This is a genomic window from Enterobacter cloacae complex sp. ECL411 (genome assembly GCF_021869665.1).
In the GTDB taxonomy this organism is placed as follows: domain Bacteria; phylum Pseudomonadota; class Gammaproteobacteria; order Enterobacterales; family Enterobacteriaceae; genus Enterobacter; species Enterobacter intestinihominis.
In genome coordinates this window covers 4,155,359-4,169,041 of the sequence record NZ_CP091486.1, presented here as the reverse complement: position 1 = coordinate 4,169,041, position 13,683 = coordinate 4,155,359, and the positions used below count along the sequence as shown (strand labels likewise).

Below are 13,683 nucleotides of genomic sequence, written 5' to 3'. Positions count from 1 at the left end.
GTGTGAAAAGACAGCATTACTATACTCACTTCGAACATCTGTTCTAAAAAGTTCATGTTACGAGAAGCAATATTCAGAATAAGGCACGGCTTTATACATACGGCCTGTAACCTGATGAGCTTACGCGTAAATGTAATTTATTGGTGCGTACTGGAACCTCCCTACGAGATCGCAGGGAGATGAGGAGAGGATTAACGGTCGCGCTGGACGGCGATGTGCGCGAGGCCGATTAGCGCATCACGCCATGGGCTGTCGGGAATGACCTGAATTGCGGCGATGGCTTTGTCTGCTTCTTCTTCAGCACGCTGACGCGTCCATTCAAGGGAACCACAGATGGCCATTGTTTCCAGTACCGGTTCCAGAAGATGGCGACCATTTCCCTGCTCGATAGCCTCCCGGATCATTTTCGCCTGCTCTGGTGTGCCATTGCGCATCGCGTGGAGCAGCGGCAGCGTTGGCTTCCCTTCGTTCAGGTCATCGCCAACGTTTTTACCGAGCGTTTCGCCATCCGCGCTGTAGTCCAGCAAATCATCAATCAGCTGGAACGCGGTGCCGAGGTAACGGCCGTAGTCCTGAAGCCCTTTTTCCTGAGCTTCGCTACAGCCTGCCAGAATGCCGGAGCACTGCGCGGCGGCTTCAAACAGACGTGCGGTCTTGCTGTAAATCACCCGCATATAGTTTTCTTCGGTGATATCCGGGTCGTTGACGTTCATCAACTGTAGGACTTCGCCTTCAGCGATAACGTTTACGGCTTCTGACATCACTTCCAGCACCTTCAGCGAGCCAAGGCTGGTCATCATCTGGAAGGCTCGGGTATAGATAAAATCCCCTACCAGAACGCTTGCCGCATTACCAAACGCGGCATTGGCGGTGGCTTTGCCACGACGCATGTCTGATTCATCCACAACATCGTCATGAAGCAGGGTGGCGGTGTGGATAAATTCGATCAGCGCCGCGATCGTGACGTGGGCATTTCCTTGATAGCCAACCGCGCGTGCGGCCAGAATAGCAATCATCGGACGAATACGTTTACCGCCGCCGCTGACGATGTAATAGCCCAACTGATTGATCAGCTGAACGTCAGAGTTGAGTTGCTCCAGGATTGCTGCATTCACACCCGCCATATCTTGCGCGGTTAACTCATTGATTTTTTCTAAATTCATCGCAAAAGCCGGGCTTTTTATCCTGTTTATCCCACACGAGATGGGTACACAAAGGGTTTCGGTTTATAAATAGTATTGCTGATTGTACTGAAAAAATGGCTCAGATAAACGTTACCGTACGTGTTGTGTTTTTTTTCTTCATGTATTGATGGTAGCACTTGTCAAAGGCTCGCGTTTTGCGTAATATTCGCGCCCTATTGTGAATATTTATAGCGCACTCTGAATCATACGAGGATGTGCGCGGAAGCGGAGTTTATATGTACGCGGTTTTCCAAAGTGGTGGTAAACAACACCGAGTAAGCGAAGGTCAGACCGTTCGCCTGGAAAAGCTGGACATCGCAACTGGCGAATCTGTTGAGTTCGCTGAAGTTCTGATGATCGCAAACGGTGAAGAAGTCAAAATCGGCGTTCCTTTCGTTGATGGCGGCGTTATCAAAGCTGAAGTTGTTGCTCACGGTCGTGGCGAGAAAGTTAAAATCGTTAAGTTTCGTCGTCGTAAACACTATCGTAAGCAGCAGGGCCACCGTCAGTGGTTCACTGATGTGAAAATTACTGGCATCAGCGCCTAAGACCTGAGGAGAGATTTAAATGGCACATAAAAAGGCTGGCGGCTCCACACGTAACGGTCGCGATTCAGAAGCTAAACGCCTGGGCGTTAAGCGTTTCGGTGGCGAATCCGTTCTGGCGGGTAGCATCATCGTTCGTCAGCGTGGCACCAAGTTCCACGCGGGTACCAACGTAGGTTGCGGTCGTGACCACACTCTGTTTGCTAAAGCAGACGGTAAAGTGAAATTTGAAGTTAAAGGCCCGAACAACCGTAAATACATCAGCATCGTTGCTGAGTAAGGTTTTCTCGGTCCGGTAACGGATTAAAGCCCCGCAACGTGTTGCGGGGCTTTTTACATTGGAAACCCGGAAAATTTTCTGTAGGGAAAACGGGCATGAAGCAGCAGGCCGGCATTGGTATTCTTTTGGCGCTCACTACCGCGATGTGCTGGGGTGCACTGCCAATTGCAATGAAGCAGGTACTGGAAGTGATGGAACCGCCCACGGTGGTGTTTTATCGCTTCCTGATGGCAAGTATAGGCCTGGGCGCCATTCTGGCCGTCAAAGGTAAGCTGCCACCGCTGCGCATCTTCCGAAAACCGCGCTGGCTGGTGTTACTGGCTATCGCGACGGGCGGTCTGTTCGGTAACTTCATTCTGTTCAGCTCTTCCCTGCAATATCTTAGCCCTACAGCGTCGCAGGTGATTGGTCAGCTATCACCGGTCGGCATGATGGTCGCCAGCGTATTCATCCTCAAGGAGAAGATGCGCGGTACGCAGATCATCGGGGCAAGCATGCTGCTTTGCGGTCTGGTGATGTTCTTTAACACCAGTCTGATCGAGATTTTTACCCGCCTGACGGATTACACCTGGGGTGTCATTTTTGGGGTGGGCGCAGCAACGGTCTGGGTGAGTTATGGCGTCGCGCAAAAGGTGTTATTGCGTCGACTTGCCTCACAGCAGATCCTCTTTTTGCTGTACACTTTGTGTACACTGGCATTATTGCCGTTAGCTAAGCCGGGGGTGATTACCCAGCTCAGCGACTGGCAACTGGCGTGCCTCATTTTTTGTGGGCTGAACACGCTGGTCGGTTATGGCGCACTGGCTGAAGCCATGGCGCGCTGGCAGGCAGCACAGGTGAGCGCCTTAATCACGCTTACCCCGCTGTTTACGCTGTTATTTTCAGATTTGTTATCAATGGCCTGGCCCGATGTCTTCGTCAAGCCGATGCTCAACCTGTTGGGTTATCTCGGTGCGTTTGTCGTGGTTGCGGGCGCGATGTATTCCGCCATTGGTCATCGTCTCTGGGGGCGTTGGCGCAAAAATGAAGCGGTTGTAATAGTCCCCCGCTCAGGCGAATGAGTTACGGAGAGTAAAATGAAGTTTGTTGATGAAGCGACGATTCTGGTCGTGGCAGGTGATGGCGGTAACGGTTGTGTAAGCTTCCGCCGTGAAAAATATATTCCTCGTGGCGGTCCTGACGGTGGGGACGGTGGGGACGGTGGCGACGTGTGGCTGGAGGCGGATGAAAACCTCAACACGCTGATCGACTACCGTTTCGAAAAATCTTTCCGCGCCGAACGTGGGCAGAATGGCCAGAGCCGCGACTGTACCGGTAAACGCGGTAAAGACGTGACGATCAAAGTGCCGGTAGGTACGCGTGTCATCGATCAGGGCACGGGCGAAACCATGGGTGATATGACAAAACACGGTCAGCGCCTGATGGTGGCGAAAGGCGGCTGGCACGGTCTGGGTAACAGCCGTTTCAAATCTTCCGTTAACCGTACCCCGCGTCAGAAAACCATGGGTACCCCGGGTGATAAGCGCGACCTGCAACTGGAACTGATGCTGCTGGCGGATGTGGGGATGCTGGGTATGCCAAACGCCGGTAAATCGACGTTTATCCGTGCGGTCTCTGCGGCGAAACCAAAAGTGGCAGATTATCCGTTTACGACGCTGGTACCGAGCCTGGGCGTTGTCCGTATGGATAACGAGAAGAGCTTCGTGGTCGCTGACATCCCGGGTCTGATTGAAGGGGCAGCAGAAGGCGCCGGTCTGGGGATTCGCTTCCTGAAGCACCTTGAGCGTTGTCGCGTACTGTTGCACCTCATCGACATCGATCCAATCGACGGTTCCGATCCGGTTGAAAACGCCCGTATCATTATCGGTGAGCTGGAGAAATACAGTGAAAAACTGGCGCAAAAACCGCGCTGGCTGGTATTTAACAAGATCGACCTGATGGATAAAGCGGAAGCTGAAGCGAAAGCTAAAGCGATTGCCGAAGCGATGGGTTGGGAAGATAAGTACTACCTGATCTCTGCCGCCAGCCAGGTTGGCGTGAAAGATCTCTGCTGGGATGTGATGACCTTTATCATCGAGAATCCGGTTGTTCAGGCAGAAGAGGCAAAACAGCCTGAAAAAGTTGAATTCATGTGGGATGACTACCACCGCCAGCAGCTCGAAGAGCTGGAAGCGGAAGAAGATGATGAAGACTGGGACGATGACTGGGATGAAGACGACGAAGAAGGCGTCGAGTTCATCTACAAGCACTAACCTCAGTATAAAGCCCCTTAACGGGGCTTTTTTTTATCCTATTTTCGCCGGTAACCAACAGCTGGCGATGAGGCCGCCCTCATCGCCGTTCTCCAGCGTTAAATTGCCATGATGGAGCTGTACGATACGCTGTACGATGCTCAGCCCAAGGCCGCTGCCGCCGTAGCGCTGGTCGAGACGTCGGAAAGGTTCGGTGATCGACTGGCGGTGTGCCTCATCAATACCCGGCCCCTGATCGATAACGCTCACCCGGGTACCGCTCTCCGTCGCTGTTAATGCCACTTCAATGGTTGTGCCTGCCGGGCTGTAGCGGGCGGCATTCTCCAGAAGGTTCCTTAGCATCAGACGTAACAGGACGGCGTCCCCCTGAACCGTCAGCGCGCTGTGGGCCGGCCATATCACCGTATGCTCTTTGGCTTCATGCTCCAGGCTAAGCGGAGCAATGATCGTCTCAGTCCAGTTCACGGTATCGTAATGGCCGCTGGCCATCGCCTGTCCGGCACGCGCCAGCATCAGCAGCTGTTCCACCGTGTGCATCAACTGATCGATCCGGTTTATCAGTGGTGTGGCCTGCGGGGAACCGGACTGAGCCATCAGTTCCAGATGGAGCCTGATCCCCGCAAGCGGCGTACGTAACTCGTGTGCCGCATCGGCGGTAAACAGGCGTTCCTGTTGAATAGTGTGATCCAGCCGGGCGAGGAGTTGATTGAGCGATGTGGTCACAGCGCCTATCTCTTCCATATCAGAATACATCGGCAGGGGAGTCAGATTATCCGCCGAACGGTTCGCAAGGCTGACGCGAAGTTTGTTGAGTGGTCGGGTGATCCAGGTGACGGCCCAGAATGAGAAGAGCAGGGTAAAACCGACCATCACCAGAGAAGGGACCAGCAGGGAGGCAATGGCTTCGCGGATCTCTTTTTCGACATGGTTGTTGCGCGCTTTCGCAGACAACGTTTCATTCACCAGAAAACCGATTTGCTCGCGGCTCTCATGCCACAGCCAGACTACGCTAACCAGTTGAAAAAATAGCAGTATAACCGCCAGCAACACCATTAATCGCCGGCGCATACTGTTCATTTCTGGCTCTCCAGACGGTAACCCACGCCACGTACGGTTTTGATGCGATCTTTACCGAGCTTGCGGCGCAGATTATGAATGTGAACTTCAAGCGTGTTTGATCCTGGATCGTCCTGCCAGGAGTAGATGTCCTGTTGCAGCGTTTCACGGTGCACGGTCTGCCCGCTGCGCATGATCAGACGCGTCAGCAGAGCGAACTCTTTTGGGGTCACTTCCACAGGCTGAGACTGGCGCAGCACCTGCTGAGTTTGCAGATTGAGGGTGATATCCCCGTCCGTCAGCATGTTGTCGCTGTGGCCCTGATAGCGGCGGATCAACGCCCGTACGCGAGCCTGTAGCTCGGCAAGGGCGAAGGGTTTTACCAGATAATCGTCAGCGCCAGAATCCAGCCCGTTAATTCTGTCTTCAATGGCATCGCGGGCGGTGAGAATCAATACGGGATTCTCCACTCCGCGACGACGCCACTGGCAGAGCAGCGTCGCGCCGTCTTTATCCGGCAGTCCCAAATCCAGGATCACAAGGCTGTATTCTCCGCTCTGGATCAAGGCATCTGCTTCAGCCGCCGTGTCGGCACAATCCAGGGCGTAGCCCTCATTCCCCAGCGCCAGCGCTAACCCTTCCTGTAATAACAGATCGTCTTCAACTATCAGTAGTTTCATTGCTAGTTATTCTGGTAGATGTCCTTATAGAGCCTGCTTTCGAAACGCACCAGTGGAATACGACGATTGCGCTGGTCAGCCGGTTCGACGGCATAGCCGGACAGATACTGCACAAAGGCCATGCGTTGCCCGCTGGCTGTCGTGATAAAACCGGCAAGGTTGTAAACGCCCTGCAGGGAACCCGTTTTGGCTGACACTTTGCCATCCACGCCTGCAGCGTGAAGGCCCGCACGGTACTGAAGTGACCCATCGTGTCCGGCGAGCGGCAGCATTGTAATAAAGTTTAGCTCAGCGTCATGCTGAGCGATGTACTGCAACACCTGCATCATGGTGGCCGGTGAGATCAGGTTATGGCGCGATAAACCGGAACCGTCGACAGCGATCGTATTGCCCAGATCGATACCCGCCTGCTGACGCAGGATCTGACGTACGGCATCAGAACCGGCCCGCCAGGTTCCAGGCACACCAAAGCGTGCGTGCCCAATCATACGGAACACGGTGTCGGCAATCATGTTATCCGACTTTTTCAGCATAATCTTAAGCAAATCATGCAGTGGCGCGGACTGTTTGCTGGCAATCACCGTGCCTGGTTCATTCACCTGCGTCTGGCGCAGCAGCGTTCCGGTGTAGGTTATGCCCGCCTGCTTCAGTTCATCTTTAAAAATGGCACCGGCATAGCCTGCGCCATCCTGAATGGCAAAGGCCAGCGGGAGGGGATCGGCCCGCTGGGTCAGGCAGCCGGTGAGCGTATAGCGATTGAGATCGCCCGGTACCACGTCGAGCTCACAATACTGCGCCTCCGGGGAGCCTTTCGCCAGCGTCCGCACCTGGCTGAACATCGTGACCGGGTAGTAAGACGCCACGCGGATAAACGCTAAGTCATTGGGTTTTGGCGCGCTGTAAAGCGATACGGAGAAGCAGTTACGGTCAACGATGGCGGCGGCTGGCGGGGCGCTAAAGCACTGCGTCATGTCGTTCCATGGCCAGCCAGGCGCTTTATCGTGGCTGGCGAAAATGGAGGTGTCGATCAGCACGTTGCCATCAATTTTTGTTACGCCGGATTTTTTCAGTACCGCCACCATGTTGCGGACATCCTGGCGCTTAAAGGTGGGATCGCCACCAAAACGGGCGATAAGATCGCCTTTCAGTTCGCCACCCTCAACGTTACCTCTGGTTTCAAGGGTGGTAGTAAAACGGAAGTCAGGCCCGAGCTGGAGCAGGGCGGCGAGGGCAGTGATCACCTTCTGGGTACTGGCAGGCAGCGCCATCTGTTGACTGTGATAGTCAATCTCGGGAGCCTGCGCGCCAACCTTCTGCACCATCAGGGCAAGGTTCGCGCCGGCGGGCAGTTGATTAATGTACTCATCAACATTCGCGGCCTGAACGGTGAACGTTATACTGGTAGTCAATCCGATGATAAAACTGGAAAATCGCATAATCTCGCGCTAACAACCCGAAAACAAACCGTCATACTACGGTGCATGGCACTGTAAAGTAAACGATGACCCATAGTGAACTTCGCGGTAAAATGCGTATCAAATTGAAAAATTGCTGCTGACCTGGGGCGTTGCTCCCGGGTCGGTTTTCTTTTTGCTTCTGGCCTGTTCAGGTGGGCTGGAGCAGGGAACACTGCTCCCAACAGGAATGTTTAAGAGGTATAACAAATGCAAGCTATTCCGATGACCTTACGTGGTGCCGAAAAACTGCGCGAAGAGCTGGATTTTCTGAAATCCGTACGTCGCCCTGAAATCATCGCCGCTATCGCGGATGCGCGTGAGCATGGCGACCTGAAAGAGAATGCTGAATACCACGCGGCGCGTGAGCAGCAGGGTTTCTGCGAGGGGCGTATCAAAGATATCGAAGCGAAACTGTCCAACGCGCAGGTTATCGATATCACTAAAATGCCAAACAACGGTCGCGTGATCTTCGGCTCTACCGTCACCGTCCTGAATCTGGACAACGACGAAGAGCAAACCTATCGCATCGTGGGTGATGATGAAGCGGACTTCAAACAGAACCTGATTTCGGTGAACTCCCCGATTGCTCGCGGCCTGATTGGCAAAGAGCAGGATGATGTTGTGACTATCCGCACCCCAGGTGGCGAAGTGGAATACGAAATTATTAAGGTTGAATACCTGTAATTCGCTTCTCTTCTAAGATGTTGATACATTGTAAAGAAAAGAAAAAGGCCGCATAGCGGCCTTTTATCAACTCAAGGAGCATGGCATTTTGCTCGCCTGCTGAAAGAAATCCCTCGTTTCACACAGAAAATGTGTTTGATTCAGGATATCCTTAACGTGGCAGCGAGATTTTGCGCTCTTTAGATGGGCGATAGAGCACCAGCGTTTTACCGATGACCTGTACATTACAGGCGCCGGTTTCGCGCACGATGGCTTCCACGATCAGGTTTTTAGTGTCTCTGTCTTCAGAGGCGATTTTCACCTTGATCAGCTCGTGGTGTTCCAGCGCTTGTTCAATCTCGGCAAGCACCCCTTCGGTCAAACCATTGTTGCCAAGCATCACTACAGGCTTGAGCGGATGTGCCAGACCTTTAAGGTGCTGTTTTTGTTTAGTACTCAGATTCATCGTATATTTTTGCTTACGTTGGGATTGAAAACGGTTCATTCTACCGCCATCTCCCTAATATCGCCAAATAGCTGCGTAGAAATTTACGTCACAGGCAAGTAACGATGAACCAGGACGGAAATGTTAAATGACAGGTAAAAAGCGTTCTGCCAGCTCCAGCCGCTGGCTTCAGGAACACTTTAGCGATAAATATGTTCAACAGGCGCAGAAAAAGGGGTTACGTTCCCGCGCCTGGTTTAAACTTGATGAAATACAGCAAAGTGACAAACTTTTTAAACCGGGAATGACGGTGGTCGACCTCGGTGCGGCACCTGGCGGATGGTCTCAGTATGCGGTTACGCAGATCGGCGGAACGGGCCGAATCATCGCATGCGATCTTTTACCAATGGATCCCATCGTCGGTGTCGACTTCCTTCAGGGCGACTTTCGTGATGAATTAGTGCTTAAAGCATTACTTGATCGTGTAGGTGACAGTAAGGTCCAGGTTGTCATGTCGGATATGGCACCAAATATGTGTGGAACACCGGCGGTGGATATCCCCCGCGCCATGTATCTGGTGGAACTAGCGTTAGAAATGTGTCGTGATGTACTAGCGCCTGGTGGTAGTTTTGTTGTGAAGGTGTTTCAGGGCGAAGGTTTCGAGGAGTATCTTAAGGAAATTCGCTCCCTGTTTGCGAAGGTCAAAGTTCGTAAGCCGGACTCTTCCCGGGCCCGTTCCCGTGAAGTGTATATTGTAGCGACCGGGCGAAAATGATAACCGGTAGATTTCAGGCGAAAGTTTGAATGAAACTGGATATAGAGTATCCTGACGCTGTTTTTAACACAGTTGTAATATGAGGTTAATCCCTTGAGTGACATGGCGAAAAACCTAATACTCTGGCTGGTCATTGCCGTTGTGCTGATGTCAGTTTTCCAGAGCTTTGGGCCCAGCGAGTCGAATGGCCGCAAGGTGGATTATTCTACCTTCCTGCAAGAGGTCAATCAGGACCAGGTTCGCGAAGCGCGTATCAACGGACGTGAGATCAACGTTACCAAGAAAGATAGTAACCGTTACACGACTTACATCCCGGTGAACGATCCTAAGCTGCTTGATAACCTTCTGACCAAAAACGTCAAAGTGGTAGGCGAGCCGCCGGAAGAACCAAGCCTGTTGGCTTCTATCTTCATTTCCTGGTTCCCGATGCTGCTTCTTATCGGTGTCTGGATCTTCTTTATGCGCCAGATGCAGGGCGGTGGTGGCAAAGGTGCCATGTCGTTCGGTAAGAGCAAGGCGCGTATGCTGACGGAAGACCAGATCAAGACCACCTTTGCTGACGTAGCAGGTTGTGACGAAGCAAAAGAAGAGGTGGGTGAACTGGTTGAATACCTGCGCGAGCCGAGCCGTTTCCAGAAACTGGGCGGTAAGATCCCGAAAGGCGTCCTGATGGTCGGCCCTCCGGGTACCGGTAAAACCCTGCTGGCAAAAGCCATTGCGGGTGAAGCGAAGGTCCCGTTCTTTACTATTTCAGGTTCTGACTTCGTTGAAATGTTCGTGGGTGTCGGTGCATCTCGTGTGCGTGACATGTTCGAGCAGGCTAAGAAGGCAGCACCGTGCATCATCTTCATCGATGAAATCGACGCCGTTGGCCGCCAGCGTGGCGCAGGCCTGGGCGGTGGTCACGATGAACGTGAGCAGACCCTGAACCAGATGCTGGTTGAAATGGACGGCTTTGAAGGTAACGAAGGTATCATCGTTATCGCGGCAACTAACCGTCCAGACGTACTCGACCCTGCGCTGCTGCGTCCAGGCCGTTTCGACCGTCAGGTTGTGGTCGGTCTGCCGGATGTTCGTGGTCGTGAACAGATCCTGAAAGTGCATATGCGTCGCGTACCGCTGGCGCCAGATATCGACGCGGCAATCATCGCGCGTGGTACTCCAGGCTTCTCCGGTGCGGATCTGGCTAACCTGGTCAACGAGGCAGCACTGTTTGCCGCTCGCGGTAACAAACGTGTAGTGTCCATGGTGGAATTTGAGAAAGCGAAAGACAAAATCATGATGGGTGCGGAACGTCGCTCCATGGTGATGACGGAAGCGCAGAAAGAGTCCACGGCATATCACGAAGCGGGCCACGCGATTATCGGTCGTCTGGTGCCGGAACACGATCCGGTACACAAGGTGACGATCATTCCACGCGGTCGTGCGTTGGGTGTGACCTTCTTCCTGCCTGAAGGCGACGCGATCAGCGCCAGCCGTCAGAAGCTGGAAAGTCAGATTTCAACCCTGTACGGCGGTCGTCTGGCAGAAGAGATCATCTACGGTGCGGAACATGTTTCCACCGGTGCGTCGAACGATATTAAAGTGGCGACAAACCTGGCACGTAACATGGTGACCCAGTGGGGCTTCTCCGACAAACTCGGTCCGCTGCTCTATGCAGAAGAAGAGGGCGAAGTATTCCTGGGCCGCTCCGTGGCAAAAGCGAAACATATGTCCGATGAAACGGCTCGTATCATCGACCAGGAAGTGAAAGCGCTGATTGAGCGTAACTACGCTCGCGCCCGTCAGATCCTGAATGACAATATGGACATCCTGCATTCGATGAAAGATGCGCTCATGAAATATGAGACCATCGATGCGCCGCAGATTGACGACCTGATGGCTCGCCGCGAAGTGCGTCCGCCAGCAGGCTGGGAAGACCCAGGCGCGTCTAACAATTCTGACAACAATGGCACCCCGCGTGCACCGCGTCCGGTCGATGAACCGCGTACGCCAAACCCGGGCAACACCATGTCAGAGCAGTTGGGCGACAAGTAAGTCACTGCTGTTGAAGCGTTTGTCTGTACATCAAACCCTGGAGCGTGCTCCGGGGTTTTTCTTTTTTATATAACCATGCAAATAACAGGGATTTAGCCATGAAACTCTTCGCCCAGGACTCGCATCTCGACCTTTCACATCCGCATGTGATGGGGATCCTGAATGTCACGCCTGATTCCTTCTCTGACGGCGGCACGCATGACTCGCTTATCGACGCGGTTAAACACGCGAATTTAATGATCAACGCGGGTGCCACCATCATTGACGTTGGAGGGGAGTCAACGCGGCCTGGCGCGGCGGAGGTTTCGGTGGAAGAAGAGCTGGCGCGCGTGGTGCCGGTGGTGGAGGCTATCGCCCGGCGCTTTGAAGTGTGGATCTCCGTTGATACCTCCAAACCCGAAGTGATCCGTGAAGTGGCGAGAGTGGGTGCTCACATTATTAATGATATCCGCTCGCTGACCGAGCCGGGCGCAATTGAAGCCGCCGCTGAAACCGGGCTACCGGTGTGTCTGATGCATATGCAGGGCCAGCCTAAGACAATGCAGGAGGCGCCGAAATATGAAGATGTGTTTGCCGACGTCACCCGCTTCTTTATTGAGCATATCGAACGCTGTGAACGTGCGGGTATCGCAAAAGAGAAATTGCTGCTCGACCCGGGCTTCGGTTTCGGTAAAAATCTCTCACACAATTACGCGTTGCTTGCGCGCTTATCAGAGTTTCATCAGTTCGGCCTGCCACTGCTGGTGGGAATGTCGAGAAAATCGATGATTGGTCAGTTGTTGAATGTCGGGCCGAACGAACGTCTGAGCGGCAGTCTGGCCTGCGCGGTGATTGCCGCGATGCAAGGTGCACACATCATTCGCGTCCATGACGTAAAAGAAACAGTAGAAGCCATGCGTGTGGTGGAAGCCACACTGGCAGCGAAGGAAAACAAACGCTATGAGTAATCGTAAATATTTTGGTACCGATGGCATCCGTGGGCGCGTAGGCGATGCGCCAATTACCCCTGACTTTGTCCTGAAGCTGGGCTGGGCGGCGGGTAAGGTACTGGCGCGTCATGGCTCCCGTAAGATCATTATTGGTAAAGATACCCGTATTTCGGGTTATATGCTTGAGTCCGCGCTGGAAGCCGGGCTGGCGGCGGCGGGGCTTTCAGCTTCCTTTACGGGGCCAATGCCGACCCCTGCTGTTGCCTATCTGACTCGTACCTTCCGTGCGGAAGCGGGCATCGTCATTTCAGCTTCTCATAATCCGTTCTATGACAACGGTATCAAATTCTTCTCCATCGACGGCACTAAACTGCCGGATGACGTGGAAGAGGCGATTGAAGCGGAAATGGAGAAAGAGATCACCTGTGTCGACTCCGCTGAGCTGGGTAAAGCCAACCGTATTGTCGATGCCGCAGGCCGCTACATTGAATTCTGCAAAGGCACGTTCCCGAATGAACTGAGCCTGGCACACCTCAAAATTGTGGTGGACTGTGCAAACGGTGCGACCTATCACATTGCGCCGAATGTTTTCCGCGAGCTGGGTGCGAAAGTGATCACCATCGGCTGCGAGCCGGACGGTCTGAACATCAATGAAGAAGTCGGCGCGACAGACGTGCGTGCCTTGCAGGCGCGTGTACTGGCTGAAAAAGCCGATCTGGGTATTGCCCTGGATGGCGATGGCGATCGTGTGATCATGGTTGACCACGAAGGTAACAAGGTCGACGGGGATCAGATCCTCTACATCATTGCGCGTGAAGGCCTGCGTCAGGGACAACTGCGCGGTGGCGCGGTGGGCACGCTGATGAGCAATATGGGTCTGGAGCTGGCGCTGAAACAGCTGGGCATCCCGTTTGTTCGCGCGAAAGTGGGTGACCGCTACGTGCTGGAAAAACTTCAGGAAAAAGGCTGGCGCATTGGCGCGGAAAACTCCGGCCACGTGATCCTGCTCGATAAAACCACCACCGGTGACGGCATTGTGGCGGCGCTTCAGGTTGTTGCCGCGATGGCGCGTAACCATATGAGCCTGCACGATCTGTGCAGCGGCATGAAAATGTTCCCGCAGATCCTGGTGAACGTGCGTTTCACCGCTGGTAAAGGCGACCCGCTGGAAAATGATAACGTGAAAGCGGTGATGGCAGAGGTGGAAGCGACGCTTGGCAGCCGTGGACGCGTCCTGCTGCGTAAGTCGGGTACCGAGCCGCTGATCCGCGTGATGGTGGAAGGTGAAGACGAAGCGCAGGTAACTGAATTTGCGCACCGCATTGCGGATGCAGTGAAAGCTGCATAATCTTTCAGAATAAGTGTTTAAAAAGGCGGCGT

14 protein-coding genes are annotated in these 13,683 nt (G+C 53.6%); 9 read left to right on the top strand and 5 right to left on the bottom strand.

All coding sequences use genetic code 11. The features are described from left to right. Nucleotides 1–191: 191 nt before the first annotated feature. Nucleotides 192–1,163, bottom strand: a complete 972-nt coding sequence (gene ispB / locus L3069_RS19980; RefSeq protein WP_006812126.1) for an octaprenyl diphosphate synthase — start codon at nucleotides 1,161–1,163, stop codon at nucleotides 192–194. Nucleotides 1,164–1,420: 257 nt separating this feature from the next. On the opposite strand from ispB, the gene rplU reads away from it, so the two are divergent. The 4 genes from rplU to cgtA all read left to right on the top strand — a co-directional run bounded on the left by rplU (nucleotide 1,421) and on the right by cgtA (nucleotide 4,261). Continuing rightward, entirely contained in the window at nucleotides 1,421–1,732 is a 312-nt protein-coding gene (rplU, locus tag L3069_RS19975) for a 50S ribosomal protein L21 (RefSeq protein ID WP_003025032.1), read from the top strand. A 19-nt stretch (nucleotides 1,733–1,751) separates the two neighbouring features. After that, nucleotides 1,752–2,009 (top strand): 50S ribosomal protein L27, encoded by a 258-nt coding sequence (rpmA, locus tag L3069_RS19970; protein WP_003861831.1) that lies wholly within the window; start codon nucleotides 1,752–1,754, stop codon nucleotides 2,007–2,009. Between the two features lie 95 nt (nucleotides 2,010–2,104). Beyond that, nucleotides 2,105–3,070 (top strand): DMT family transporter, encoded by a 966-nt coding sequence (locus tag L3069_RS19965; RefSeq protein WP_003861826.1) that lies wholly within the window; start codon nucleotides 2,105–2,107, stop codon nucleotides 3,068–3,070. Between the two features lie 15 nt (nucleotides 3,071–3,085). Next, nucleotides 3,086–4,261: an Obg family GTPase CgtA gene (gene cgtA, locus L3069_RS19960; RefSeq protein ID WP_003861823.1), complete on the top strand. Its 1,176-nt coding sequence runs from the start codon at nucleotides 3,086–3,088 to the stop codon at nucleotides 4,259–4,261. 33 nt (nucleotides 4,262–4,294) lie between these two features. On the opposite strand, the gene pmrB is transcribed toward cgtA, so the two are convergent. The 3 genes from pmrB to dacB are packed head-to-tail and all read right to left on the bottom strand — an operon-like array spanning nucleotide 4,295 to nucleotide 7,433. Next, a complete protein-coding gene (gene pmrB, locus L3069_RS19955) occupies nucleotides 4,295–5,338 on the bottom strand; it encodes a two-component system sensor histidine kinase PmrB (RefSeq protein WP_038416791.1) in 1,044 nt (347 codons plus the stop codon). Next, a complete protein-coding gene (gene pmrA, locus L3069_RS19950; protein ID WP_038416790.1) occupies nucleotides 5,335–5,997 on the bottom strand; it encodes a two-component system response regulator PmrA in 663 nt (220 codons plus the stop codon). The genes pmrB and pmrA overlap by 4 nt, the downstream gene beginning before the upstream one ends. Nucleotides 5,998–5,999: 2 nt before the next feature. Beyond that, nucleotides 6,000–7,433 carry a serine-type D-Ala-D-Ala carboxypeptidase gene (dacB, locus tag L3069_RS19945; protein ID WP_003861817.1) on the bottom strand — a complete coding sequence of 478 codons (1,434 nt, stop codon included), beginning with the start codon at nucleotides 7,431–7,433 and terminating at the stop codon, nucleotides 6,000–6,002. A 228-nt stretch (nucleotides 7,434–7,661) separates the two neighbouring features. On the opposite strand from dacB, the gene greA reads away from it, so the two are divergent. Next, a complete protein-coding gene (gene greA, locus L3069_RS19940) occupies nucleotides 7,662–8,138 on the top strand; it encodes a transcription elongation factor GreA (protein WP_014171793.1) in 477 nt (158 codons plus the stop codon). A gap of 151 nt (nucleotides 8,139–8,289) precedes the next feature. Here greA and yhbY read toward each other — a convergent pair whose 3' ends face one another. Continuing rightward, nucleotides 8,290–8,583, bottom strand: a complete 294-nt coding sequence (gene yhbY / locus L3069_RS19935) for a ribosome assembly RNA-binding protein YhbY (protein ID WP_003861814.1) — start codon at nucleotides 8,581–8,583, stop codon at nucleotides 8,290–8,292. Nucleotides 8,584–8,710: 127 nt separating this feature from the next. On the opposite strand from yhbY, the gene rlmE reads away from it, so the two are divergent. The 4 genes from rlmE (at nucleotide 8,711) to glmM (ending at nucleotide 13,651) form a co-directional block, all read left to right on the top strand. Then, nucleotides 8,711–9,337 (top strand): 23S rRNA (uridine(2552)-2'-O)-methyltransferase RlmE, encoded by a 627-nt coding sequence (gene rlmE / locus L3069_RS19930; RefSeq protein WP_003861812.1) that lies wholly within the window; start codon nucleotides 8,711–8,713, stop codon nucleotides 9,335–9,337. A 102-nt stretch (nucleotides 9,338–9,439) separates the two neighbouring features. Then, nucleotides 9,440–11,374 (top strand): ATP-dependent zinc metalloprotease FtsH, encoded by a 1,935-nt coding sequence (ftsH, locus tag L3069_RS19925; protein WP_003861810.1) that lies wholly within the window; start codon nucleotides 9,440–9,442, stop codon nucleotides 11,372–11,374. Between the two features lie 98 nt (nucleotides 11,375–11,472). After that, on the top strand, nucleotides 11,473–12,321 hold the full coding sequence (gene folP, locus L3069_RS19920; protein ID WP_038416788.1) for a dihydropteroate synthase: 849 nt from the start codon (nucleotides 11,473–11,475) through the stop codon (nucleotides 12,319–12,321). After that, nucleotides 12,314–13,651: a phosphoglucosamine mutase gene (gene glmM / locus L3069_RS19915; protein WP_003861804.1), complete on the top strand. Its 1,338-nt coding sequence runs from the start codon at nucleotides 12,314–12,316 to the stop codon at nucleotides 13,649–13,651. The genes folP and glmM overlap by 8 nt, the downstream gene beginning before the upstream one ends. Nucleotides 13,652–13,683: the final 32 nt, after the last annotated feature.